Source organism: Microbacterium sp. B35-04 (assembly GCF_010634885.1).
Lineage (GTDB): Bacteria > Actinomycetota > Actinomycetes > Actinomycetales > Microbacteriaceae > Microbacterium.
Genome location: NZ_MWLP01000014.1, coordinates 36,074 through 61,070, shown reverse-complemented (window position 1 = coordinate 61,070; position 24,997 = coordinate 36,074). Strand labels below are relative to the sequence as shown.

Sequence of the window (24,997 nt, the reverse complement as noted above, 5' to 3'; positions counted from 1 at the left end):
TGGAAACATGACAGTCCCCAGCGTGACCTTGAACGACGGCAACACCATCCCGCAGCTCGGCTACGGCGTCTTCAAGGTGCCGCCGGCCGACACCGAGCGGGCCGTCGCCGAGGCGCTCGAGGTCGGCTACCGTCACATCGACACCGCCGCGATCTACGGCAACGAGGAGGGCGTGGGAGCGGCGATCGCCGCGAGCAGTATCCCGCGCGACGAGCTGTTCATCACGACGAAGCTCTGGAACGACCGTCACGACGGCGACGAGCCGAACGCCGCGATCACCGAGAGCCTCGACAAGCTCGGGCTCGAGCGCGTCGATCTGTACCTGGTGCACTGGCCGACGCCGGCGCGCGACAACTATCTGCACGCGTGGGAGAAGCTCATCGAGCTGCGGGACGCCGGCCTCACGCGCAGCATCGGCGTCTCGAACCACCTGGTGCCCCACCTCGAGAAGATCGTCTCGGCCACCGGCGTCGCGCCCGCCGTCAACCAGATCGAGCTGCACCCGGCCTACCAGCAGCGCGAGATCACCGACTGGGCAGCGGCCCACGACGTCAGGATCGAGTCCTGGGGGCCGCTCGGACAGGGCAAGTACGACCTCTTCAACGCGGTGCCCGTGGCGACCGCCGCCGCGGCGCATGGCAGGACGCCCGCGCAGGCCGTGCTGCGCTGGCACCTGCAGAAGGGCTTCATCGTCTTCCCGAAGTCGGTGCGTCGCGAGCGCCTCGAGGAGAACCTCGACGTCTTCGGCTTCGAGCTCACCCCCGAAGAGATGGCCGGCATCGACGCGATGGACCCCGGCGACGGCAGCGGTCGCGTCAGCGCGCACCCCGACGAGTTGAACTGACCGCTCGAGAGCGGGAGGAGCGGATGCCGTGAACCCACGTCTCGCGGAAGCAACGAGCCCGTACCTGAGAGCCCACGCGGGCAATCCGGTCGCGTGGTTCCCGTGGGGCGAGGAGGCGTTCGCCGAGGCGCGGCGCCGGGACGTGCCCGTGATGGTGTCGATCGGCTACTCGACCTGCCACTGGTGCCACGTGATGGCCCGCGAGTCGTTCGAGGACGCAGCGACCGCTGCGGAGCTCGACGCCGGCTTCGTGTCGATCAAGGTGGACCGCGAGGAGCACCCTGAGGTCGATGCGGCGTACATGGCAGCGGCCGCCGCGTTCACCCCGAGCCTCGGGTGGCCGCTCACGGTGTTCGCGACACCAGAGGGCCGGCCGTTCTATGCGGGCACCTACTTCCCGCCGCAGCCGCGCGCCGGCTTCCCCGCCTTCCGGCAGGTGCTGGCCGCGGTGCAGGAGGCGTGGACCGAACGGCGCGAACAGATCGACGAGACCGCGAACGCGATCGCCGGCGCGCTCGCCGACGTGCGCGACGCTGCGCCGGCCTCCCAGAACGCCGTGCCCGCCGCTGACGACCTCGTCGCAGCGGCTCACGCTCTCGCCGGCCGCGAGGATCCACGCCACGGCGGGTTCGGCGACCCCGCGTCCGACGCCCCCAAGTTCCCGGTGGCGACGGCACTGCGGTTCCTGCAGACCCGCGTGGTCCGGGAGCGGGCGGGGGAGGCATCCGTCGTCGCCGACCGTGCTCTCGCGGCCATGGCGTCGTCGCCGCTGCGCGACGCCGTCGAGGGAGGCTTCTTCCGCTACGCGACCCGCCCCGACTGGACCGTGCCCCACTACGAGCGCATGCTCACCGACAACGCCCAGCTGCTGGATGTCGCCATGGACGCAGCGGCGATGGACACGGCGGACGCTCGGCACGATGTCGCGCGCGGCATCGCCGGCTTCCTCATCGAGGTGCTCCAGCAGCCGGGCGGCGGTTTCGGCGCCGCCCAGGACTCGGAGTCGTGGATCGACGGCGTCCGCAGCGAGGGCGGCTACTACTTCCGCGACGCCGCCGGGCGCGCCCCGCTCGAGCCGCCGGCCGTGGACGGCAAGGTGGTCAGCGGCTGGAACGGCCTCGCGATCGGCGCGCTGGCCCGTGCGGGTGCACGCCTCGACGAGGCGTCGTGGATCGACGCCGCGCGCTGGGCGGCCGACGCCGTTCTCGAGACGAACGTGGCCGCCGACGGCCGGCTGCTGCGCGCCTCGCTCGACGAGATCCCGTCACGGGCGCACGCGACCCTCGCCGACCACGGCCAGCTCGCGGGCGGACTCCTCGCTCTCGCGGTGGCGACCGGCGAGGTCGCCTACGCGGTCCGGGCGCGGGAGCTCGTCGACTCCTGTGTGGCACCGGACGGCCACGTGGCGGTGCCCGGCGGAGGAGACCCGGTGCTGACGCGGCAGGGGATCGGAGCGCCGGATGCCGCCTCCGACGCCGACGAGCCCTCCGGCCCGGCGGCGCTCGCCGAAGCAGCCGCGGCGCTCTGGACCCTCGGCGCCGGCGAGCAGTACCGCGCTCTCGCCGAGCGGCTCGTCTCGACGCACGCATCGGCCGCCCTCGCGCAGCCGCTCGCGTACGGCGCGCTGCTGCGGGTCGCCACGAGCGTCGCCGTCGCGCCGCGGCAGGTCGTGGTCGTCACGACGGACACCGGCGCCGCGATCGCGACCGCGGCCCGCGGCATCCGTGCCGACGTCGTCAGCATCGTGTCGCCGGAGCAGGTCACCGCGTGGGAGGACGCCGGATTCGGGCTGTTCGCCGACAAGGCGCTGCGCGACGGGCGGGCGACCGCCTACGACTGCCGCGATTTCGCGTGCCGACTGCCGGTCACCGACCCCGAGGACCTGCAGGCCTGAGGCCCAGACCGCCTCAGACCCAGCTGTCGAGCCACATGTGCAGGTGCCAGAAGTCGTACGGCACGTTGACCGCCGAGATGACCGGGTACCAGAAGACGGAGAGCGCGAGCGCGACCCCGAGGAACACCAGCACCAGGCGCTGACCGGTCAGACGGCGGTAGGTGCCCGCCGTCGGGGGGCCGGCGATGTCCTTGAGCGCGAAGGTCAGCGCCAGCAGCATGAACGGCAGGATGAGCACGGTGTAGAACTGGAACACCGTGCGCGCGGGCAGGAACAGCCAGGGGACGTACGTGACGGCGATGCCGGTGAGCACGAGCGCGTAGCGCCAGTCGCGGGCGACCACGAAGCGGTACGCCACGTACAGGACCGCGGCCACTCCTGCGTACCAGATGAGCGGGTTCGGCATCGTCGCGATGACTTCGCTGCACCCGTTCGGGGCGGTGCATCCGTTCACGCCGAACGCGTCGTGGTGGTAGTAGACGCCGGTCGGCCGGATCAGGAGCGGCCACTGCCAGGCCGGGCTGGCGTACGCGTGGGCCGAGGTGATGCCCGCCGTCGACGTGTACATCGCCACGTGGTAGAGCCAGAGGCTCTCGAGCGGGTTGCTTCCGGCATGACGGTCGTACCCGCCGTCGGTGACGAGCCAGCCGGTCCACGACGCCAGGTACACGAGCACCGCGACGGGGACGAACAGCACGAACGTGACGAGACCCTGGCGCACGGCATCCGTCGGCCAGAACACCACGCCCGCCCGCCGGCGGGCGAGCGCGTCCGTCACCACGAGGTAGACGCCGAGACCCGCCAGCACCCACGCGCCCGACCATTTGACGGCGGTCGCGGCGCCCAGCGCCGCACCGGCCGCGATGAGCCACGGCCGGTTCCACAGCAGGGGCCCCCACGAGGTCTGTCTCGCACCGGACGGCTCGTCGCCGTCGTGGCGTGCGGCGACCGTCTCGGCGATGCGCGTCATCGTGCGCTCGCGATCGCGCAGTACGAACAGGAACGCGAGCAGCACGAAGAAGGTCAGCGGGGTGTCGAGCAGCGCGACGCGGCTCATCGAGATCGCGAGGCCGTCGACGGCCATGAGGAGCCCCACGACGACCGCGAAGGTGGTAGACCTCGTCAGGCGCTTCGCGATGAGCATCAGCAGGAGCACCGAGGCGATGCCGAGGAGCGCGGTCGTGATGCGCCAGCCCCACCCGGACTCGGGGCCGAGCACCATCATGCCCAGCGCGATGATCCACTTGCCGAGCGGGGGATGCACCACGAAGGCCGGGTTCGTGGTGAACACGCCGGGGTCGCCCGAGAGGAACCGCTCGTTGCCAGCGCCGGGCCAGGATGCCTCGTACCCGAGGTTCAGCAGCGTCCAGGCGTCCTTGACGTAGTACGTCTCGTCGAACTGGTTCATCAGGTCGTGCGCGGCGGCGAGGTTCCAGAGGCGCAGCACGGCGGCGATCACGAGGACGATCGCGGGCCCCAGCCATGCGTACAGCCGCCGGGCGCGCGCGTCCTCGCTCAGGCGGCGTGCGAAGCGGTCGTAGAGACTCGGTCGTGCCGGGGGGAGGAGCGGCGCGGCGGGCGGGTCGGCAGCGGGCGGGTCGGCCGCGGGCGGGTCGGCAGCGGGCTGGTCCCCAGCGGGCGGGTCGGCAGCGGGCGGGTCGACAGCGGGCCGGTCGACAGCGGGCCGCGGGGCATCCGTCACCCGGCCAAGTCTAGGCTGAGGGCGTGATCATCCTCGCGGCGACCCCGATCGGAAACCTCGGGGACGCGTCCCGCCGCCTCGTCGAGGCCCTCTCCGAGGCGACCGTCATCGCCGCCGAGGACACTCGCACGACCCAGCGCCTGCTGGCCGCTCTCGGCATCGCGAACCGCCCGCGGCTGATCGCGCTCCACGACCACAACGAGAAGGAGCGGGCGCCCGAGCTCGTCGAGCTCGCCCGCGACCAGGACGTGCTCGTGCTGAGCGACGCCGGCATGCCCACGGTGAGCGACCCCGGCTACGGGCTGGTGGCAGCGGCGGCCGCCGCGGGCGTCGAGGTGACCGCTATTCCGGGGCCCAGCGCCGTCGTGACCGCGCTCGCGGTATCGGGGCTGCCGACCGACCGCTTCACGTTCGAGGGTTTCGTGGCCCGCAAGCCGGGGGAGCGCGCGGCGGCCTTCCGGGGCCTCGCCTCCGAGCCCCGCACGATGGTCTTCTTCGAGGCGCCCTCGCGTGCGGCGGCGACGCTGGCCGACATGGCGACCGCCTTCGGCGCCGACCGTCGCGCCGCCGTCTGCCGCGAGCTGACGAAGCTCCACGAGGAGGTGGCGCGCGGCTCCCTCGCCGACCTCGCCGCGTGGGCCGAGGCCGGTGTGCGCGGTGAGCTGGTGATCGTGGTCGAAGGCGCGCCCGCGCGGGAGGTGCCTTTCGCCGACGCCGTCACACAGGTTCTCGGGCTCGTCCGCGACGGCACCCGGCTGAAGGCAGCCGCCGCCGAAGTGTCCGGTGAGACCGGACACTCCAGCCGCGAGCTGTATCAGGCCGCGCTCTCCGCACGCGGGTAGCGGCGCCGGCGGATCGCGAACAGGATCCCACCGCCCGCGAGCATCACCAGCCCGACCCACAGGGCGGTCAGGGTGACGCCCGTCGGCGGCAGCGACGCCGGGACCGGCGCGCAGGCGGTGGCGGCGGCATCCCCGTCGGTGAACGCGATCGTGGCGGCGTTGAGCAGCCCCGTGCCCTCGGCATCCGACCCGGTCGTGCAGTCCGCCTGATCGGTGGTGATGTTCGCCGCGACGCGGGCCGTCACGCGGACTTCGTAGGTGTGGGTCAGTCCGCCGTCGATCGTGACGGCGGTGGCGACTCGCGTGTCTTCGATGCCGTCCCAGCCCGGCTCGACGGGGAGGCCGTCGACCGACGCCACGGTGGCCGTGACCACGGTGATGCCTGCGCCGAAGCGCAGCTCGTCGTCGAGGTCGTAGGTGTCGGCGAGAGCGCCGGGGTTCGTCACGGTCAGCGAGTATGAGATGGCGTATGCGCCGTCGGATTGCGCAGTGGGCCCGGACGCGACCGACTTCGCGATCTCGAGCGGAGCGAGGTAGGCGTTCACGAACGTGCAGTACACCGTGGCCTGAAGCGGCACCACGACCGCCACCGACGACCCCTCGACGAGCGGGTCGCTCTCCGAGCCGACGCACTCGACGTCGTCGAGCATCCAGCGCTCGAGCACGGTCGTCTCGGTGACCGTGTACTCGCCGGGGGCGACGAGGCCCGTGGAGTAGGGGTCGGACTCGTCGGTGAGGGTGAACTCCGCCCCATCGGGACCCCACTCGAAGTCGAACTCCTGCGGCGAGCCGGCGGGCAGGGTCGTCTTGTCGACGACGATCGAGCCCCACTGCGTGTTCGTGAAGGTGCAGACCACGATCTCACCGGGGTCGAGCACGATCGTGCCGACGAGGTCTTCCACCGTCGACGCGCCGCCCTCGGGGTCGCTGTCGGCGCAGAGGAGCTCCGTGTTGTCATACCCCTCGGGCGACCACTCCGTGACCTCGTACTCTCCCGGGGTGATGTCCAGGAAAGTGGCTGATCCGGTGCCGTCGGACGTCTCGATCGAGAAGTTCTCGGGGTCGAGCCACGAGCCGGTGAAGTCGAACGTCCCGTCCGCGCCCTCGACGTTCTTTACCACGACGATGCGTCCGACCGCGATGTTCTCGAGGTCGCAGGAGATCTGGTCGCCGGGCTCGACGAGGAAGCCGGTCACATCGAGCTCCGTGATCTCGCCATCGGCGTGGGCGACGGTGCAGAGGAGTTCGCCCTCGATCCAGCCCGGCAGGTCGATCTCCGACAGCGAGTAGAGTCCGCCCGGGGTGAGACCCGTGAACGTCGCAATGCCCGTGCCGCCCTCGGTGGCCACCGACGCGACGATCGCCTCACCCGCGGGATCGATCGGCGTCAGCACCCACTGGAACGTCGAGTCGCCGCCGAGCGCGGTCTTGGCGATCGTGATGTCGATGGGCTCGGGGACGTTCTGGATGGCGCAGGCGACCGCGACGCCCGGCTGGGCGACGAAGGTCACCGCAGCGGGGTCGGCGTTGGAGTCGTCGATCCCGGTGCAGGTGAGCGTGCCCTGCACCCAGCCCGCCGCGGACTGCTCGGTCAGCGTGTAGGTCTCGCCGGCGAGCAGGCCCGTCCATGTGGCCGTCTGGGAACCCGGACCGGTCCCGGAGATCGACTGAGCGCCGCCGACGGGCGTGACGCCCTCGGAGGGCGTCAGCGCGAACGGGAACGACCATTCATAGTCGCTCGTCACGCCGGTGACGCTCTTGGTGACCGACACGGATGCCGGAGCCGCCGTGTTCTCGGCGGTGCAGACGAATGAGGTGCCGGGTTCCAGGGTGAACTGCCAGCCGTCCTCGCCGGTCCTCGTGTCGACCACATCGCACTCGAGCGCGCTGGTCCACCCGGGTTGCGCGACTTCGGTCAGGCTGTACTCGGTCCCCGGGGCGATGTCGGTGATTTCGATCGACGGGGCTTCGGACGTGAGCGTGATGGTGCGGACGTCGCCCGTCGCGATGTCGGTGAGCAGGAAGTCGAACGACCAGGGAACGCCGTCGGCGATGCCGGTGGCCGTCTTCTCCAACTGGAGCGACACCGGATCGGCCGTGTTGAGGAAGACGCACTGAGCGATGCCCGCCGGCGGGAGGTCCACCGTCGCGGTCAGCGTCTGGAGGTCGATTGCCGAGCTGCCTCCGTCGGAGACCTCGCAGGTGATGTCCGTCAGGGTCCAGTTGGGCAGAGCCCCCAGGTCCTCGCTGATGTCGTACTGGCCGCCCTCGAGCGCCGGACTGACCCACGTCGCCTGACCGGGGAGGGGGTTCAGCGTGAATGTGTCCGTGGGCTCCTCGCCTGAGGGCCCGAACTGGAACGCGAAGTCCTCGTCGTACTCGAACGGGTCGGACTCCTTGACGACGATGATCTGTCCCGGGCTGGCGTTGACGAAGTAGCACGTGACGGTGTCGCCCGGCGCGAGGTCGAAGGCCGCGGTCGCGGTGTCGAAGACCACGTCCTGTCCGCCGATCGTGCAGATCAGCGATCCGAGCAGGGTGCCGTGCTGGCCGCCGGGCTCCGTCACCGAGTACTGGCCGGGGGTCACCCCGGTGAAGGTCTGGGTGTAGTTCGTGCCGTCGCCGGTCTCGGCGTTGATCGAGAAGCCGCCTCCGGCAGGAAGGGCCGGCGACCCGGACGTCCACGTGCCGGTGAAGGCGAACTCGGTGTTCGGCGGTGTCCCGAACGCCTCCTTGCTGATGACGATGGTGCTCAGCTGCGTGTTCGTGAAGGTGCACGACACATCCTGCCCGGCGACCGTCGTCACCTCCGCGAAGGCGTCGGATTCGTTGATCACCGAGTTCGGGTCGCTGCATGTGATGTCGGGCTCGCCGACCCAGCCGTCGGGCACGACCTCGGTGATGTCGACCGTCGAGCCGGGCGCGAACGCGAAGGTGGCGCTCTCCCCGTCGGTGAGCGTCGCGGCGTTGCCTCCGACATCGAACGAGAACTCCTGGGGCGATCCGTCGGGGAGCGTCTGCTTGGTCACGGTGACCGTCGAGATGGCGTTCGTGATCACGCAGTCGGTCTGTGCATCCGGGTAGACGGTGAAGGGGTCGGTGGGAGTGCTGAGCTCGAACACGATCGGCTCGGCGGTGCCCGGTCGTGTCGTCGTGCACACGATCGACTGCTGCGCCCATGGCGCGGTCAGCGCTTCGGTCAGACGGTAGTCCGTCGCCGCGAGCACGTTCGGGAACGTGTCCGTCTCATCGATGCCGAGGTCGTCGACGATCTCGGTCGCACCGGAGTCGGGAAGCACGATGCCCGCGCTCGCGCGATCCACGCGGTAGTCGAAGCGATCGTCGGAGGCGAATCCCGCTGGGACGACGTCCTTCGTCACCGTGAGCGTGCCGCAGTTCGAGATGGTGAGCGGGTCGGCGGCGTCCAGGTAGTCCTGCGTCTGCGCGGTGAAGTCCGACCCGGTGCGTGAGATCTGGGTCGACACCGAGAATGAGCTGCAGGCCGAGGGGTCGAACAGCCCAGCCGTGGTGAGGTCGACGGCGAACTCTCCGAACGTCGCCTGCGGCTGGTTGCCGACCGGCAGAGGGCCCTCGGTGCGCACGCCGACCGACCAGGCGAAGTCGACGGGCTGACCGGTGTCGACCCACTGTCCCGGACCGTTCGGATTCGCGCATGCGTCGTTCGCCGTCGGCGTCCAGCGGCGGAAGTGCACCGTCACCGTGCCGAGGTTCGACTCGTAGTCGAACACCACCAGGATGTCGTCGCATCGGCCTGCGGCGGGTCCTTCCAGGCTTTGGAGCAAGCTCAGACTGCCGTTGCCGACCAGCCGCGTCCAGTAGGCGTACAGGATGGCGTGCCGCCGGCCCTGGTCGTCGGTCACCACCTCGTACGCCGAGCCCGTACTGCAGATGTCGCCCTTCTCGTTCACGTTCGCAGGGCCGGGCGCCCACGGGACCGTGTTCGGAGTCTGAGAGCCCGGAGCGCCGGTCGCATCGGCGGTATCAGGGCAGGCGCCGGCGAGGCTGCCGTTGTCCCACGAGAAGGCGGCATCGAGGATGCCCGTCGACGGCAGCCCTTCGGCGGTCGTGTAGGGCCCCGTCGGGGTGAAGGTGTAGCTGCCGTCCGGTGCGGGCGGGGTGAGGAAGGAGTCCCAGTCGAAGGTGGCGGGGGGAGCGCCTCCGACCTTGTCGCCGTCGAGCTCGAAACCCGTCTCCAGGCCCGAAGGCTCGAGCGTGGCGGCTGTCGCTGCGCCAGCGCCCGCGACGGGCACCAGCAGCGCGCCGAGGAGTGCGCCGACGGCGACGAGGGAGACGAAGCGGGTGCGCGACATGGCTGACCTTCCTTCGGAGGAGGCCGACGCCCAAACTGAGGCGCCCACAGCCTCTCGCCGGATAGGTCTGAGAATGTGCAGACCACCGACTTGAGCGAGAACCTACCGGATACCGCCTTCCGGCGCGACCAGTTGAAGCAATCCGCTCCTCGCTCGTCCTCCCTGGCCGGTCTGCGCGTCGCCGGCGCGCACCCCGCGCCCATCACACTGCCGACGACCCTCGTGGTGCGCGAGAGCGCCTGAGTATTACGTTCGGGGCGTTTCCCCGACGCGCCCGACGGCGTCCGGTCACAGCGGCGGCGGCGGCATCCCGTCGAACTAGACTCGTCGGGTGACTTCCGGCCCCTCGTCCTTCTACATCACGACGCCGATCTACTATCCGAGCGACGTGCCCCACATCGGCCACGGCTACACCACCGTGGCGGTCGACACCCTCGCGCGCTGGCACCGCCAGGCGGGCGACGACACCTGGATGCTGACGGGCACCGACGAGCACGGTCAGAAGATGATGCGTGCCGCGTCGGCGAACGGCGTGACGCCGCAGGAGTGGGTCGACAAGCTCGTCACCGAGGCCTGGTTCCCGGTGCTGCAGACGCTGGATGTCGCCAACGACGACTTCATCCGCACGACGCAGCAGCGCCACGAGGAGCGCGTGCAGCAGTTCGTGCAGGCGATCTACGACCGCGGCTACATCTACGCCGGCGAGTACGAGGCGCTGTACTGCGTGGGCTGTGAGGAGTTCAAGCCCGAGTCCGAGATCGTCGACGGCACCGGTGCGTTCGAGGGCCTCAAGGTCTGCGCGATCCACTCGAAGCCGCTCGAGCTGCTCCAGGAGAAGAACTACTTCTTCAAGCTGAGCGAGTTCCAGGACAAGCTTCTCGAGCTGTACTCGAGCGTGCCCGACTTCGTGCGCCCCGAGTCGGCGCGGAACGAGGTCGTCTCGTTCGTCAAGAACGGGCTGAAGGACCTCTCGATCTCGCGCTCCGCGTTCGACTGGGGCATCCCGCTCCCGTGGGACGAGTCGCACGTCATCTACGTCTGGGTCGACGCGCTGCTCAACTACGCCACGGCGATCGGGTACGGCACCGACCCCGAGGAGTTCGCCCGCCGCTGGCCGGCGTACCACATCGTCGGCAAGGACATCCTCCGCTTCCACGCCGTGATCTGGCCGGCGATGCTCATGGCTGCCGGCCTCGAAGTGCCCCGCGGCGTCTTCGCGCACGGCTGGCTGCTCGTCGGCGGCGAGAAGATGTCGAAGTCGAAGCTGACCGGCATCGCGCCCACCGAGATCACCGACGTCTTCGGCTCGGACGCGTACCGGTTCTACTTCCTGTCGGCGATCGCGTTCGGTCAGGACGGCTCGTTCTCGTGGGAGGACCTGTCGGCCCGCTACCAGGCCGAGCTCGCGAACGGCTTCGGCAACCTCGCCTCGCGCACGACCGCCATGGTCGAGCGCTACTTCGAGGGTGTCGTGCCGCCGCCCGCCGAGTACACCGCGGCGGATGTGCACATCCAGAAGACGGTGGCGGATGCCGCGGCCAACGCGGACGCCGCGATCGAGCGCTTCCGCATCGACGAGGCGATCAGCTCGGTGTGGACGATCGTCGACGCGCTGAACCTGTACATCACCGAGAACGAGCCGTGGGCGCTGGCGAAGGACGAGGCCCAGCGCGAGCGCCTCGGCACCGTGCTGTACACGGCGGTCGAGGGCCTGCGGGCGCTCGCGGTGCTGCTGTCGCCGGTCATGCCGGAATCGACGGAGAAGCTCTGGGTCGCGCTCGGCGCCGCCGAGTCGCTCGGGCGCCTCCAGGACCAGCGGATCCGCGAGACCGGCGCCTGGGGCGTGCTGAAGCCCGGCACGTCGGTCAACGGTCTGGCGCCGCTGTTCCCGCGCGTCGAGCAGTCGGTCTGACTCGGTACCAATATCCATGTCCCGATTTCGCGGCGTCGTGTCCCGATAAGGCGGCGTTCGGGGCCGAAGAGCGCAAGAAAGTGGGACACATCAGTGAGTGAAGCGACCGCCGCAGTCCCGTACCCCGCGGAGGGCTCCGACCCCTCGCAGTACGTCCGCACCCGCGAGAAGGGATCGCGGGACGTCACCTATCCCGACGCCCCGGAGCCGCTGTCGGTACCGGTGTACGACAACCACGCGCACCTCGAGATCGAGGACGGCGAGGTCGGTCTGTCGCTCGACGAGCAGCTCCAGCGCGCCGGCGAGGTCGGCGTCGCCGGCGTCGTGCAGGCCGGCGGCGACATCGAGTCGAGCCGGTGGTCGGCATGGGCCGCGGCATCCCATCCCCGCGTGCTGGCAGCCGTCGCGATCCACCCGAACGAAGCGCCCGCATACGCGGCCGCCGGCCGGCTCGACGAGGCGATCGCCGTCATCGACGAGCTGGCGGCGCAGCCGCGTGTGAGGGCGATCGGCGAGACGGGGCTGGACTTCTTCCGCACCGGCGAAGATGGCCTGCCCGCCCAGTTCGAGAGCTTCGAGGCGCACATCGGTCTCGCGAAGAAGCACGGGATCGCGATGCAGATCCACGACCGTGACGCCCACGACGCCGTGCTCGAGACCCTCGCACGGGTCGGCGCGCCGGATCGCACAGTCTTCCACTGCTTCTCTGGCGACGACGCCATGGCGCGGATCGCCGCCGAGCGCGGCTACTACCTGTCGTTCGCGGGCAACGTCACGTTCAAGAACGCCCAGAACCTGCGCGATGCGCTCGCGGTGACGCCGCGCGAGCGGATCCTGGTCGAGACGGATGCCCCGTTCCTGACGCCGATTCCGCACCGCGGCCGTCCGAACGCGCCGTATCTGGTGCCGGTGACCGTGCGCTTCATGGCCGCCGAGCTCGGCGTCGATGTCGACGAGTTCTGCGCCCAGGTCGCCGCCAACACCCTCGAGGCCTACGGCTCGTTCGAGGACTGACCGGAGCCTCGAGGAGCAGACGTGGACGACGAGCTGTGGGACGTGACGGATGCCGCCGGCATCCCGACCGGACGCACGCACCGTCGCGGCGACCCGGACTTCCCGGCAGGGATGTTCCACATCGTGGCGTCGGTGTGCGTCGTGCGTGGCGACGGGCTCGTTCTCATGACGCGCCGCGCGGCCACCAAGGATTTCCCGCTGGACTGGGAGTTCCCCGCCGGCAGCGCGCTCGTCGGCGAGACGAGCCCTCAGGCCGCGGTGCGCGAGCTCGTCGAGGAAACCGGGGTCCAGGTCGGCGCCGACGACGTGGTCCTGGTCGGTCGGCTCACCGAGCGGACGGCGCTGTTCGACGTCTACGTCGCGGTCGTGGCGGGCGACCCGGCACTGGCGCTCGATCCGGAAGAGGTGTGCGAGAGCGCGTGGGTCCCCTTCGCGGAGGCGCTTCGCCGCGCAGCGGCGGGCGAGATGGCAGCGCCCTGGGTGCCGCGGCTGCAGGAGCTGGGCGCCCGGCTCGCACAGCGCGTTCAGCCGTAGGCGAGCCGCGTCAGTCGGGCAGCGGCATGCCGCCGGCGCCCGGGTCGCTCCCGCGATCGATCTCGTCGGCCGACTCCGCATCCAGCACCGGCTTCGCGGCGGCGATGTGCGAGATCGACCGCCACACCAAGGCGAGGGTGATGGCGGAGCCGGCGAAGGCGAACCACCACGGCGCCGTGAGCCCCCACGTCTGCGCGATGATCCCGCCGAGGAACTGACCGATCACCAGTCCGCCGAAGACTCCCACCATGTTCACCGAGGCGATGCGGCCCTGCAGTTCCATCGGCACGAGACGCTGGCGGACGGTGGTCGAGATCGTGCCCCACACGAAGGCGTACAGGCCGAAGCCGAACATGATGACGAACGCCACCGCGGGCGAGGTCGTGAGCGCGAACGAGAGGTGCATGAGCACCTCGAGCGACAGGCACACCCGCATCAGCGTCGAGAACGATACGTGCTTCTCGAGCCAGCCGAAGCTGAAGATCGCGATGAAGCCGCCGAGCGCCGAGGCGGTGGCCAGGGCGCCGTAGCCGACCGGTCCCATGCCGAGGTATTCGGTGGCGTACAGCACGAGGACGCCCCACGGGGCGGCCCAGGTCACGTTGAAGACCAGGATGATGATCACCAACGTGCGCACCGGCGCATTGTGGCGCAGCCACTGCAGCCCCTCGCGTATCGCGTGCACCTTGGTCCCGGGGGACGATTCCGGATGCTGGGGGACGGGCGTGCGTGCGATGCGGGAGATCAGCAGCACCGCCAGCGACACGCACAGCACCTGCAGCAGGAACGGCCAGAACGAGCCGAGGGCGAACAGGAACGCACCGAGCGGTGGTCCGGCGAGCTGGTTCGCGACGAGGTAACCCGCCTGCATGCGGGCGTTGCCGATGCCGAGGTCGGCGGGCTTGACGAGCATCGGCAGCAGGGTGCTGCCGGCCGAGTCGGCGAAAACCTCGGCGGTGCCGTAGAGGAAGCTGGTCGCCAGCACGAGCCAGACGGTCGCGTTCCCGGTGAGGAGGAACACCACCAGGGCGAGCACGACGAGCGCCCGCACACCGTTGGCGAGCATCACCAGGCGCCGCCGGTCGTGGTGGTCTGCGACGGCACCGGCGAGCAGGCCGAACAGCAGCCACGGCAGGAACTGCATCATGGCGCCGGCGGCCACGAGGATGGGCGACGAGGTGAGCGAGGCGATCAGCAGCGGCGCGGCGGCCAGGGCGATGCCGTCGCCCAGGTTGCTCGTCCACGAGGACGCGAGGAGCCACCGGAAATCGGTGCCCAGGCGGCGTGGTGCGATCAGTTCGCCGAGCGAGGGCATCCGTTCATCCTAGAGGCGGGACGGATGCCGCAGCCGCCGCGGTCTCAGCTCGTGGGCGTGGCGGCGCCCTTGTGCGTGAAGAGCGTCTCGGTCTGCTCGATGTCCATGCCCTTGGTCTCGGGGATGCGCAGCAGGACGTAGAAGAACGACAGCGCCGCGAACACCGCGTACATGCCGTACGTGAGGGGCAGCGACCACGACGACATCGCGGGGAACGAGATCGTGATGAGGAAGTTCGCGATCCACTGCGCCCCGGCGGCGACGCCGAGCGCCTTGCCGCGGATGCGACTGGGGAAGATCTCGCCGAGCAGCACCCACACGAGGGGCCCCCACGACGCGCCGAAGCCTACGACGAACACGTTGGCCGCGATGAGCGCGATCGGCCCCCACGGTGCGGGCAAGGTGACCGCGCCCTCGGCATCCGTCTCGGAGAACACGAAGGAGATCGCCATCAGTCCGAGCGACACGGCCATCATGACGGAGCCGGTCAGCAGGATGGGCTTCCGGCCCACGCGGTCGACCAGGAAGATCGCGATGAGGGTCACGAGCACGTTGGTGATCGAGGTCACGACGCTGATCGTGAACGAGTCGCTCTCATCGAATCCGACCGACTGCCAAAGGCTCGTGGAGTAGTAGAAGATCACGTTGATGCCGACGAACTGCTGGAACACCGACAGGATGATGCCGACCCAGACGATCCGCTGCAGGCCCAGCACGGGACCCCGCAGCGAGACGCCGGCGTTCTTGCGGTCGCTCTCGATCGCGGTCTGCAGGTCGCGGATGGTGTGGTCGAGGTCGGCGGCCGGCACGAGGCGCGAGAAGATCTCCTTCGCTTCGGCGTACCGTCCCTTCGCGATGAGATAGCGCGGCGACTCCGGCAGGGTGAACGACAGGATGCCGTACACCGCGGACGGGATGACGCCCACGAGGAACATCCAGCGCCACGCCTCGAGGCCGAACCACAGCACCTCGTCGGCGCCGCCGGCGCTGTTCGCCAGGAGCGCGTCCGACAGCAGGGCGGCGAAGATGCCCAGCGTGATCGCGAGCTGCTGCAGCGAGGCGAGCCCGCCGCGGATGTGCCGCGGCGCGATCTCGGCGATGTAGGCAGGGGCGATGACGGACGCGATGCCGATGCCGAGACCGCCGATCACGCGCCAGAGCGCGAGGTCCCAGGCGGAGAAGGCGAGCCCGGCGCCGATCGAGCTGACGAAGAACATGATGGCGCCGAGGAACATGACCCGCAGGCGCCCCCAGCGGTCCGACAGGTTGCCGGCGATGATCGCGCCGACGGCGCAGCCGAGCAGCGCGATCGCGACGACGAAGCCGGTGATGACGTCGTTCAGCCCGAAATCCTGCGAGATCGAGTCGACGGCGCCGTTGATCACCGACGAGTCGAAGCCGAACAGGAATCCGCCGACCGCGGCGGCGACCGAGAGGCCGATCGCGCGGCGCCCGTACGGGCTGCGGAGGGAGAACGCGTCTGCGGGGATTGATCCGGTCGAGCTCATGGTCGTACGCTAGCGGCCGGGTGCGACCGGAGCGAGGTCATCAGCGGCCGGTCGGCGAACCTCGGACGATCCGGGTTTGCGCACCCGCACACCGTACAGTGAACGCATGCCCGTGACACTCCTCGGCGCGGCCGAGATCCGTGCCCTCGCCGCCGAACTCGACGTGACGCCGACGAAGAAGCTCGGGCAGAACTTCGTCGTCGACGCCAACACCGTCCGCAAGATCGTGAATGTCGCCGAGGTGGTTCCGGGCGACCGCGTGGTCGAGGTGGGGCCGGGTCTCGGATCGCTGACCCTCGCGATCCTGGAGGCCGGGGCATCCGTCACCGCCGTCGAGATCGACCACCGCCTCGCGGAGCGTCTGCCCGCGACCGCCGCCGCACACGGCGTCGCGGACGGGGCGCTCACGGTGGTCGATGCCGATGCGCTGCGTGTCACCGAGCTGCCCGGCGACCCCGCGGTGCTCGTCGCGAACCTGCCCTACAACGTGAGCGTGCCGGTGCTGCTGCACTTCCTCGAGCACTTTCCGGGGTTGGATCGCGGCGTCGTGATGGTGCAGGCAGAGGTGGGGGAGAGGCTCGCCGCCCCGCCCGGGTCGAAGGTGTACGGCGCACCCAGCGTCAAAGCGGCCTGGTACGGCCCCTGGCGGCTGGCGGGAACCGTCTCGCGACAGGTCTTCTGGCCCGTCCCCAATGTCGACAGCGTGCTGGTCGGGTTCCGCCGGGATGCGGAGCCGCGCGGTGACGAGGCCCTGCGCCGGAGGACGTTCGGCATCGTCGACGCGGCGTTCCAGCAGCGGCGCAAGATGCTGCGGCAGGCGACGTCCGCGGTGCTCGGTGGATCCGCAGCCGCCGCGTCCGCGGTGCTGGAGAGCGCCGGCGTGGCGCCGACCGCGCGCGGCGAGGACCTCTCGATCGACGATTTCGTCCGAATCGCGCACGCGGCCGGAGATCCCGACGCGGTGTGAGTTTGGTCATTGTTCACCGTGTGGTGACCGAATAGCCCGAAACATGCCGGTAACATTTCTGCGTCTGCCGTCCCGCTACACGGGCAGCTTGCCTCGCGGCCGACCGGAGTGAACCGACATGCGACCCGCCGAGCACCCGGCCCCTGAACGCATCCTGCTGCACATCAGTGACACCCACCTGCGCGCGGCGTCCACGCCGCGCCTGTTCGATGCCCTCGACGGGGCGGCTCAGCTGTCACGCGCGCTGGACGTCATCGAGGCATCGGGCGTGCGGCCCGATGCGGTCGTCTTCACGGGCGACCTCGTCGACCTCGGCGAACGCGGTGCCTATGCGGATCTGCGGGCCCTCGTCGAGCCGTTCGCCGAACGGATCGGCGCGCGCGTGCTCTGGGTGATGGGCAACCACGACGATCGCGCGGCGTTCCGCGCCCAGCTGCTGGACGAGGCCCCCGATCTGCGTCCCGTCGACCGCGTCGACGAGCTCGACGGGCTCCGCGTCGTCACCCTCGACACCAGCGTTCCGGGGCACCACTACGGCGAGCTGCGCGACGAGCAGCTGGCCTGGTTGGCCGGGGTGCTCGCCACCCCGGCGCCGCTCGGCACCATCGTCGCGATGCACCACCCGCCGGTTCCCGCGGTGCTGCAGCTCGCTGCGAGCGTCGAGCTGCGCGATCAGTCACGGCTGGCGGCGGTGCTGCGCGGCACCGATGTGCGGGCCATCATCGCCGGCCACCTGCACTACTCGACGTTCGCCACCTTCGCCGGCATTCCGGTGTCGGTCGCTTCGTCCACCTGCTACGCGCAGGACCTCACGGTTCCCGTCGGCGGCACCCGCCCCCAGGACGGCGCGCAGGCCTTCAACCTCGTGCACGTCTACGACGACACCGTCGTGCATTCGGTTGTGCCGGTCGACGCGCCGCGGACCCTGGAGCACATCGACGCCGACGAGGCGCAGCGCCGGCTGCGTGCCGCCGACGTCGCGCCGCTCAGCGTCGTCCGGAGGGATGCGCCGACCGAGCCGATTCCTCTGCTGCGCTGAGCTCGGCGCGCTCCCACGGCGCCCGCACCGGGAACATGCGCTCCAGCGAGTCCCGGAGGCTCTGCACCCGGACGTCCTCGGGGACCTCGGCGTTGCCGCCGTCGTTGAGGCAGAACATGTCGACGTCGGTGCGCTCGGCGAGACGCTGCATGCGCCGGAGCCCGGACGCCATCGTGGTCTGCGCGTAGCGCACGCGCGGCTCGTGAGTGGCGACCGCGCGCCCGGTCATGAGGGCGTAGTAGTGGTAGAGGCTGTTCGTGACCGAGATGTCGGTGGCGGAGCGGAAGCGGGATGCCGCGGTCCGCGCGAAGTCGTCGGGGAAGGCCTCCTCGAGTTCCGCCATGACGCTCTTGCGCAGCGGCGTCGCGCAGTGGTCGAGGTCGCGCACGATGGTGCGGCCGAATCGCTCGCTCAGCAGGGCCCGGTTGACGCGGAGCCCGTTGTCGTGACCGCTGCGGTGCGACGCCGGGGCGCCGGCGCCGATCCGCACCTCGCACTCGACGAACTTGGTCACGCCCGCCGGGGTGAAGAAGAGTTCGGGCTCGACCAGGCGGCCGAAGAACATGTCGTCGTTGGAGTACAGGAAGTGCTCGGCGAGGCCCGGGATCCGGTGCAGCTGCGCCTCGACGGCGTGCGAGTTGTGGGTCGGCAGCACCGAGGGGTCGGCGAAGAACTCCTCGCTGCGCACGATCGTCACCTTCGGGTGCTCGAGCAGCCACGACGGCGCCGGCGAGTCGGTCGCGATGAAGATCCGCCGCACCCAGGGCGCGTACATGTGGACGCTCCGCAGCGCGTAGCGCAGCTCGTCCACGTGCCGGTAGCGCGCGGGACCGTCGTCGCCGTCGCCGACCACGTACTCGGCCATCTGGGCGGCGCGCATGCGCTGGAAGGCGCTCGACGAGCCGTCCACCCACGAGAAGACGAGGTCGACGTCTTCGGTGAACTCGTGCGGCTGCGGGTCGAACATGCCGTCCAGCGTCCGCCACGCACGCCCGTACCGCTCGACGGTCCTGTAGGTGACATCGTCGGCGGGCGTGAGCTTGCGCGTGAGGGCGTTGTCGTGGGGCGCCTCGACGACGTCGTCGGCGAAGCGCCAGAACTCGAGGTGGGCGCCGAGGGCGGCGGTGTAGCGGAGCGTGCCGTTGCGGCTGATGCGCGGCCGGTAGACGCGGACGCCGGACGGGGCCGCGGGGAACGGCGAGGCGTCGGAGGCGAGCACGGGCGGACGCCCCTTCGCCTTGATGTACACGGGCTCCGTCGCGCAGAGGCCGGCGAGCGCGGCCAGCGCGCTCTCGCGATCGGCGAGGTCGACGGCCAGCGCGGGGATCGCGCGGTCGTGGCGGATCAGGGTCACGGCGATGCCGGCTGCCTCCAGGGCACCGGCGGCGAGCAGGAGATCCGTCGTGCGGGCCTCGACCGGCGTGACATCGTCGTGCACGACGTGCAGGATGCCGCGGTCGACGGCGATGTCCGCGCGCTCCAGCAGTCCCGTCCACGTGAGGGCGGGCTGCGGCAGAGCCGAGAGTGCGGCCATATTTCCTCCTTCGCTGGCGACGCGGTGTCGCCGTCCGGTGTGGTCACCTTAGGCATCATCCGTTACGAAGACGTTTCCGACCGCATCCTTGACATGCTGGCATCCCGTGTGTCCAGTGTGCACCGGTGCGGGGGAGCACACACCGGGGGCGCCACCTGCGTTCCGCACGCCGCGCCGATAGCCTGGACCGGTGACCGAAGACGCGCGCTACCAGTCCCGTGGAGGAGACCTCCACCGCCCCTACGCCGCCGCTGCCGACCGCTACGCTGCGACGGGCTCAGCGGCAGGGAGGGAGTACCGCCGCGTCGGCACGTCGGGCCTCACCCTTCCTCCCGTTTCGCTGGGCCTCTGGTGGAACTTCGGCGACAACATCCCCTTCGACAACCAGCGGGCACTGCTGCGCCACGCGTTCGACCGTGGCATCACCCACTTCGATCTCGCCAACAACTACGGCCCGCCGTACGGCAGCGCCGAGACGAACTTCGGCCGCATGATGCGGGAGGACTTCGCGCCGTACCGCGACGAGCTCATGATCTCTTCGAAGGCCGGCTACGACATGTGGCACGGGCCGTACGGCAACGGCGGCTCGCGCAAGTACCTGCTCGCCAGCGCGGAGCAGTCCCTGCAGCGCATGAGCATCGATTACGTCGACATCTTCTATTCGCATCGCGTCGACCCCGACGTCCCGGTCGAAGAGACGGTGGGCGCGCTCGATACCCTGGTACGTCAGGGCAAGGCCCTCTACGTCGGAATCTCGTCGTACAGCGCGGAGCGCACGGCGGCCGCGGCATCCGTCGCCCGCTCGCTCGGCACGCCGCTGGTGATCCACCAGCCGTCGTACTCGATCCTCAACCGCTGGGTCGAAGACGGCCTGACCGGGGTGCTGCGGCAGGAGGGCATGGGGGCGATCGCGTTCACGCCGCTGGCGCAGGGCCTGCTGACCGACAAGTACCTCGGCGACGGCTCGGCGGAGCGCGCCCAGAAGCGGGCGTCGCTTCCCGCCGGATCGCTGAGCGAGAAGGGCCTCTCGACGCTCCGCTCGCTCGACGTCATCGCCAAGGAGCGCGGGCAGACGCTTGCCCAGATGGCGATCCAGTGGGTGCTGCGCGACCCGGTGGTCGCCTCCGCGCTGATCGGCGCGTCGCGCCCGGCGCAGCTCGATGAGAACCTCGAGGCCCTCGCGGGTCCGGCGTTCGACACCGAGGAGCTGGAGCGCATCGACGCGCTGTCGGACGGCATCGACGTGGACCTCTGGGCGGAATCGGCGAACCGGTGACGCAGGCCCTCGCCGCCGACGGCGTCCGGGTGCGGGCCCCGGGAAAGCTGAACCTCTTCTTCGAGGTCGGCGGTGTGCACGACGACGGCTACCACGACGTCGCCTCGGCGTATCAAGCGGTGTCGCTGTACGAGGACGTGTGGGCGTCGCCCTCCGACGAGTTCACCGTGGCGATCTCGGGCACCGTCGACGTGGCGGGCGTGCCGGCTGACGATCGCAACCTCGCGGTGCGCGCGGCGCGGCTCGTGGCGCAGCGCATCGGATACGACGGCGGCGTGCACCTCGACATCGTCAAGCACGTGCCGGTCGCGGGCGGGATGGGCGGCGGATCAGCGGATGCCGCGGCCGCCCTCGTCGCGTGCGATGCGCTGTGGGGTGCGGAGCTGGGCACCGCCGAGCTGCACAAGCTCGCCTCCCGGCTCGGCGCCGACGTGCCGTTCGCGCTCATGGGCGGAACGGCGATCGGGACCGGCCGCGGCGACCAGCTGAGCCCCGCCCTCGCGAAGGGCCGGTTCGACTGGGTCGTGGTGCCGTCGAAGGCCGGACTGTCGACGCCCGAGGTGTACGCGCATCTCGACGAGCTGCGGGCGCGCCCCGACATCGCCACCGCCGCCCGCGTGCCCGCCGTCGACCCCACGGTGCTGCAGGCGCTCCGCGCCGGCGACCCGGTCGCGCTCGCCGAGCACACCCGCAACGACCTGCAGGTCGCCGCCCTGTCGATGCGGCCGCAGCTGCGCGAGGTGCTGGAGCTGGGTGAGGAGTCCGGAGCGCTGGCCGGGCTGGTGTCGGGGTCCGGCCCTACGCTGGCCTTCCTGGCGGTCGATCCCGAGTCGGCACTCGAGCTGCAGATCACGCTTTCGGCCGCCGGGTACGAGGCGCTCCACGTGCACGGGCCGGTGGCCGGCGCGCGCGTGGTGGCGTGAGACCGGCGTCCTGACCCCAGAGAGGAAGACACCATGAACACCGTCGATTCCACGCGCGGTTCCGGCGAGTCCGAGCACGCCGCGTTCCGCGGCGGACCCGTGGACGAGCAGTCCCGCACGCGGCTCGCCGCGAACGGCCTCGACTACCGCCGCCTCCCGGTCGACCACGACGGGTTCGTCGGCTGGCTGCAGAGCGTGGCGAGAGGCTTCCAGGACGGGGAACGCACCGACGAGCAGGTCGCGGCGTCGCGCGATCGCAGCGGCTACCGGCGGCTCACGGGGGTCTACGATCCCCTCGGCCCCATGGCCGACGCGCCGGTGGCGACCATCGCCTCCTGGCTCGGCGAGCTCACTGTGCCCGGCGGCGCGGCGATCCCGTCGTGCGCGATCTCGGCCGTCACGGTGGCGCCCACCCACCGCCGGCGCGGCGTGGCCCGAGCGATGCTCGAGGGCGAGCTGCGGGCCGCTCAGGCGACCGGCATCCCCATGGCGATGCTCACCGTGAGCGAGTCGCCGCTGTACGGCCGCTACGGATTCGCGCCGGCCGCGGCAGGCGCGTCGTGGCGGATCGAGACCAAGCGCGCGTCATGGATCGGTCCGCAGCCTGCCGGGCGCATCGACTTCGTGAGCCGCGAGCGCGTCCGCGAGCTGCTGCCGGCGCTGCACGAGCAGGTGCGCCACCGTTTCCCGGGTGAGATCGACGTGCCGGGCGGTCACTGGGACAACGTCTCCGGTGTATGGCCCGGCGCCGAGAAGGCGACCGAGAAGCGCGCCGTGCAGTACACCGACGCCGCAGGCGAGGTGCGCGGTGCCGCGGTCTACGCCGTGCGCGAGAACCACGACGACTTCACCAAGGCGACGGTCACCGTCCACTACCTCCTGGCCGAGACCGACGACGCGTACGCCGCGCTCTGGCGGTTCCTCCTCGAGCTCGACCTGGTCGCCGAGGTGCACGCGGGAGAGCTCTCGATCGACGAGCCGCTGCTGTGGATGATCGCCGACCAGCGGGCGGCGAAGGTGACGGTGCGCGACCACCAGTACGTGCGGATCATCGACGTGGCGGCATGCCTCGAGACACGCCGCTACGGCGCCGCGGGCACGCTCGTGCTCGACGTGTCCGACCCGCTGGGGCTCTCGAGCGGACGGTATCTGCTCGAGGTCGACGCTGAGGGCGTCGGACGGGTGAGTGCTCTCGCCGACGGTGAGTCGCCCGAGGGGGCCCTGGAGGTCGCACTCGGCATCACCGAGCTGTCGGCCACCTACCTCGGGGCGGTGTCGCCGGCGACGCTCGCCGCGGCGGGCCGCATCACGACGACGGATGCCGCGGCCGCCGCTCGCGTGCTGGGCTGGCACACGGCGCCGCGGCTGAGCATCTGGTACTGACTCGCGGTCGCTCGGCGCGCAGGACCTCCGGCGGGAACACATCGCTGCCGGGCCGGTCGCGAGTGCGGGGTCGAGCACGACCATGTGCGGTAGGTGTGCTGACCAGGTCTCCTCGGCGTCCCGCGCGCGGCCGGGCCCCGCACCTCGCCTAGCCTGGAGGGGACATGGCACATCTTCTGGGGGCCGAGGCCCTGCATCTGGAGTTCCCGACGAAGGTCGTCTTCGACCGGGTCTCGCTCGGCATCGACGAGGGCGACCGCATCGGCGTCGTCGGCCGCAACGGCGACGGCAAGTCGAGCCTGCTGGCGATGCTCGCCGGCCGGCTCGAACCAGACGGCGGTCGCGTGACCGTGCGCGGCGGCATCCGTGTCGGCGTGCTCGACCAGGCGGACACTCTCGACGACACGCTCACGGTGCACCAGGCCGTCGTCGGCGATCGCCCCGACCACGAGTGGGCGGGCGACCCCCGGGCGCGCGATGTCATCGCGGGGCTGCTGGGCGATCTGCCCTGGGACGGACCCGTGGCGGGCCTATCGGGCGGCCAGCGCCGGCGCGTGTCGCTCGCGACGCTGCTGGTCGGCGACCACGACGTGCTCTTCCTCGACGAGCCCACCAACCATCTCGACGTCGAGGCGATCTCCTGGCTGGCCGAGCACATCAAGGGCCGGTGGCCCGCAAACCAGGGCGGCCTCCTGGTCGTGACGCACGATCGCTGGTTCCTCGACGAGGTGTGCAACACCACGTGGGAGGTGCACGACCGGATCGTCGAGCCGTTCGAGGGCGGCTATGCGGCGTACATCCTCCAGCGGGTGGAGCGCGACCGCCAGTCCGCGGTGATCGAGCAGCGGCGGCAGAACCTCGCCCGCAAAGAACTGGCCTGGCTGCGCCGCGGCGCTCCGGCCCGTACGTCCAAGCCGAAGTTCCGCATCGACGCCGCCAACGTCCTCATCGCCGACGTGCCCGAGATCCGCGACGCCACCGAGCTGCGCTCGCTCGCCGTCTCGCGCCTCGGCAAGGACGTCGTCGACCTCCTCGACGCGGCCGTCGCCTACGACGGCCGCGAGGTGCTGCATCCGGTCGAGTGGCGGATCGCACCCGGCGAGCGCACCGGGATCCTCGGCGTCAACGGCGCCGGCAAGTCGACCCTCCTGGGTCTGGTGTCGGGCGACGTCGAGCCCACGTCGGGGCGTGTCAAGCGCGGCAAGACCGTGAAGGTCGCCACCCTCACACAGCGCCTCGACGAGCTCGAGGAGCATCTCAACGATCCGGTGCGCGTCGTCATCTCGCGGCTGCGCACGACCTACACGTTCGGCGCCGGCTCCAAGGCGCAGGAGCTCACTCCCGGCCAGCTGCTCGAGAGCATGGGCTTCCAGAGTGCGCAGCTCTCGACGCCGGTGAAGGACCTCTCCGGCGGTCAGAAGCGCCGGCTGCAGCTGCTGCTGATCCTGCTCGAGCAGCCGAACGTGCTCATCCTCGACGAGCCCACGAACGATCTCGACACCGACATGCTGGCCGCCATCGAGGACCTGCTCGACTCCTGGCCGGGCACGCTCCTGGTCGTGTCGCACGACCGGTACTTCATCGAGCGCGTCACCGACCAGCAGTACGCGATACTCGACGGCCACCTGCGCCACCTCCCGGGAGGCGTCGACGAGTATCTGCGGCTGCGCGCCCGGGCATTGAGCGAGCGTGACGATACGAGACGCGGCGCCGCAGCGGATGCCGCAGCCCCCGCATCCGCGTCCCCTTCGCTGTCGGGGGCCGACCTGCGCGCCGCGCAGAAGGAGGTGTCGGCGCTCGAGCGTCGGCTCGAGAAGCTCGAGTCGCAGATCGGTGCCGCCCGCATCGCGCTCGCCGAGCACGACCAGGCGGACTATGTGGGCCTCGGAGCGGAGATGGCGCGCATCGGCGACCTCGAGAAGGAGCGCGACGACGTCGAGGAGCGCTGGTTCGAGCTCACCGAGCAGATCGGCTGAGCG

18 protein-coding genes are annotated in these 24,997 nt (G+C 70.7%); 13 read left to right on the top strand and 5 right to left on the bottom strand.

What is annotated here, in order from left to right; all coding sequences use genetic code 11:
* Positions 1 to 7: 7 nt before the first annotated feature.
* Positions 8 to 844 (top strand): aldo/keto reductase, encoded by an 837-nt coding sequence (locus B1729_RS04400; RefSeq protein WP_163630917.1) that lies wholly within the window; start codon positions 8 to 10, stop codon positions 842 to 844.
* A gap of 28 nt (positions 845 to 872) precedes the next feature.
* The gene (locus B1729_RS04395; protein WP_163630915.1) at positions 873 to 2,738 is read left to right on the top strand and encodes a DUF255 domain-containing protein; all 1,866 of its coding nucleotides are present in this window, start codon (positions 873 to 875) and stop codon (positions 2,736 to 2,738) included.
* A gap of 13 nt (positions 2,739 to 2,751) precedes the next feature.
* Here the strand turns inward: B1729_RS04395 and B1729_RS04390 are convergent, their stop codons facing one another.
* Positions 2,752 to 4,440 carry a glycosyltransferase family 39 protein gene (locus B1729_RS04390; protein WP_239539409.1) on the bottom strand — a complete coding sequence of 563 codons (1,689 nt, stop codon included), beginning with the start codon at positions 4,438 to 4,440 and terminating at the stop codon, positions 2,752 to 2,754.
* Between the two features lie 23 nt (positions 4,441 to 4,463).
* Here B1729_RS04390 and rsmI point away from each other — a divergent pair, with 23 nt between their 5' ends.
* Positions 4,464 to 5,282, top strand: a complete 819-nt coding sequence (gene rsmI / locus B1729_RS04385; protein WP_163630913.1) for a 16S rRNA (cytidine(1402)-2'-O)-methyltransferase — start codon at positions 4,464 to 4,466, stop codon at positions 5,280 to 5,282.
* Here the strand turns inward: rsmI and B1729_RS04380 are convergent.
* On the bottom strand, positions 5,255 to 9,613 hold the full coding sequence (locus tag B1729_RS04380) for a hypothetical protein (protein ID WP_163630911.1): 4,359 nt from the start codon (positions 9,611 to 9,613) through the stop codon (positions 5,255 to 5,257). The two genes, rsmI and B1729_RS04380, sit on opposite strands and share 28 nt — an antisense overlap.
* Positions 9,614 to 9,703: 90 nt before the next feature.
* On the opposite strand from B1729_RS04380, the gene B1729_RS04375 reads away from it, so the two are divergent.
* The 4 genes from B1729_RS04375 (at position 9,704) to B1729_RS04360 (ending at position 13,073) form a co-directional block, all read left to right on the top strand.
* Positions 9,704 to 9,856, top strand: a complete 153-nt coding sequence (locus B1729_RS04375) for a hypothetical protein (protein WP_163630909.1) — start codon at positions 9,704 to 9,706, stop codon at positions 9,854 to 9,856.
* An 88-nt stretch (positions 9,857 to 9,944) separates the two neighbouring features.
* Positions 9,945 to 11,525, top strand: a complete 1,581-nt coding sequence (gene metG / locus B1729_RS04370; RefSeq protein ID WP_163630907.1) for a methionine--tRNA ligase — start codon at positions 9,945 to 9,947, stop codon at positions 11,523 to 11,525.
* A gap of 93 nt (positions 11,526 to 11,618) precedes the next feature.
* Positions 11,619 to 12,539: a TatD family hydrolase gene (locus tag B1729_RS04365; protein WP_163618617.1), complete on the top strand. Its 921-nt coding sequence runs from the start codon at positions 11,619 to 11,621 to the stop codon at positions 12,537 to 12,539.
* A 21-nt stretch (positions 12,540 to 12,560) separates the two neighbouring features.
* Positions 12,561 to 13,073 (top strand): NUDIX hydrolase, encoded by a 513-nt coding sequence (locus tag B1729_RS04360; protein ID WP_163618618.1) that lies wholly within the window; start codon positions 12,561 to 12,563, stop codon positions 13,071 to 13,073.
* 10 nt (positions 13,074 to 13,083) lie between these two features.
* On the opposite strand, the gene B1729_RS04355 is transcribed toward B1729_RS04360, so the two are convergent.
* Both B1729_RS04355 and B1729_RS04350 read right to left on the bottom strand, forming a co-directional pair.
* Positions 13,084 to 14,388 (bottom strand): MFS transporter, encoded by a 1,305-nt coding sequence (locus B1729_RS04355; protein WP_163630905.1) that lies wholly within the window; start codon positions 14,386 to 14,388, stop codon positions 13,084 to 13,086.
* Between the two features lie 44 nt (positions 14,389 to 14,432).
* The gene (locus B1729_RS04350; protein ID WP_163630903.1) at positions 14,433 to 15,896 is read right to left on the bottom strand and encodes a sugar porter family MFS transporter; all 1,464 of its coding nucleotides are present in this window, start codon (positions 15,894 to 15,896) and stop codon (positions 14,433 to 14,435) included.
* A gap of 106 nt (positions 15,897 to 16,002) precedes the next feature.
* Here B1729_RS04350 and rsmA point away from each other — a divergent pair, with 106 nt between their 5' ends.
* Positions 16,003 to 16,863 carry a 16S rRNA (adenine(1518)-N(6)/adenine(1519)-N(6))-dimethyltransferase RsmA gene (gene rsmA / locus B1729_RS04345; protein WP_163630901.1) on the top strand — a complete coding sequence of 287 codons (861 nt, stop codon included), beginning with the start codon at positions 16,003 to 16,005 and terminating at the stop codon, positions 16,861 to 16,863.
* A gap of 118 nt (positions 16,864 to 16,981) precedes the next feature.
* On the top strand, positions 16,982 to 17,902 hold the full coding sequence (locus tag B1729_RS04340) for a phosphodiesterase (protein ID WP_163630899.1): 921 nt from the start codon (positions 16,982 to 16,984) through the stop codon (positions 17,900 to 17,902).
* On the opposite strand, the gene B1729_RS04335 is transcribed toward B1729_RS04340, so the two are convergent.
* Entirely contained in the window at positions 17,850 to 19,436 is a 1,587-nt protein-coding gene (locus B1729_RS04335) for a stealth conserved region 3 domain-containing protein (RefSeq protein ID WP_163630897.1), read from the bottom strand. The two genes, B1729_RS04340 and B1729_RS04335, sit on opposite strands and share 53 nt — an antisense overlap.
* A 190-nt stretch (positions 19,437 to 19,626) precedes the next feature.
* Here B1729_RS04335 and B1729_RS04330 point away from each other — a divergent pair, with 190 nt between their 5' ends.
* From B1729_RS04330 to B1729_RS04315, 4 genes are all read left to right on the top strand, one after another.
* Positions 19,627 to 20,712 carry an aldo/keto reductase gene (locus tag B1729_RS04330; protein ID WP_163630895.1) on the top strand — a complete coding sequence of 362 codons (1,086 nt, stop codon included), beginning with the start codon at positions 19,627 to 19,629 and terminating at the stop codon, positions 20,710 to 20,712.
* The gene (locus B1729_RS04325; protein WP_163618625.1) at positions 20,709 to 21,635 is read left to right on the top strand and encodes a 4-(cytidine 5'-diphospho)-2-C-methyl-D-erythritol kinase; all 927 of its coding nucleotides are present in this window, start codon (positions 20,709 to 20,711) and stop codon (positions 21,633 to 21,635) included. The genes B1729_RS04330 and B1729_RS04325 overlap by 4 nt, the downstream gene beginning before the upstream one ends.
* Positions 21,636 to 21,668: 33 nt before the next feature.
* Positions 21,669 to 23,018: a GNAT family N-acetyltransferase gene (locus tag B1729_RS04320; RefSeq protein WP_163630893.1), complete on the top strand. Its 1,350-nt coding sequence runs from the start codon at positions 21,669 to 21,671 to the stop codon at positions 23,016 to 23,018.
* 164 nt (positions 23,019 to 23,182) lie between these two features.
* Positions 23,183 to 24,994, top strand: coding sequence for an ABC-F family ATP-binding cassette domain-containing protein (locus B1729_RS04315; RefSeq protein ID WP_163618627.1), 1,812 nt, complete (start codon positions 23,183 to 23,185; stop codon positions 24,992 to 24,994).
* Positions 24,995 to 24,997: the final 3 nt, after the last annotated feature.

Excerpts from the sequence above, each read along its gene's own strand:
- B1729_RS04315 (WP_163618627.1), top strand. The coding sequence starts at position 23,183 with ATGGCACATCTTCTGGGGGCCGAGGCCCTGCATCTGGAGTTCCCGACG.
- B1729_RS04340 (WP_163630899.1), top strand. The coding sequence starts at position 16,982 with ATGCGACCCGCCGAGCACCCGGCCCCTGAACGCATCCTGCTGCACATC.
- B1729_RS04350 (WP_163630903.1), bottom strand. The coding sequence starts at position 15,896 with ATGAGCTCGACCGGATCAATCCCCGCAGACGCGTTCTCCCTCCGCAGC.
- B1729_RS04320 (WP_163630893.1), top strand. The coding sequence starts at position 21,669 with ATGAACACCGTCGATTCCACGCGCGGTTCCGGCGAGTCCGAGCACGCC.
- B1729_RS04380 (WP_163630911.1), bottom strand. The coding sequence starts at position 9,613 with ATGTCGCGCACCCGCTTCGTCTCCCTCGTCGCCGTCGGCGCACTCCTC.
- rsmA (WP_163630901.1), top strand. The coding sequence starts at position 16,003 with ATGCCCGTGACACTCCTCGGCGCGGCCGAGATCCGTGCCCTCGCCGCC.
- B1729_RS04400 (WP_163630917.1), top strand. The coding sequence starts at position 8 with ATGACAGTCCCCAGCGTGACCTTGAACGACGGCAACACCATCCCGCAG.
- B1729_RS04355 (WP_163630905.1), bottom strand. The coding sequence starts at position 14,388 with ATGCCCTCGCTCGGCGAACTGATCGCACCACGCCGCCTGGGCACCGAT.
- B1729_RS04335 (WP_163630897.1), bottom strand. The coding sequence starts at position 19,436 with ATGGCCGCACTCTCGGCTCTGCCGCAGCCCGCCCTCACGTGGACGGGA.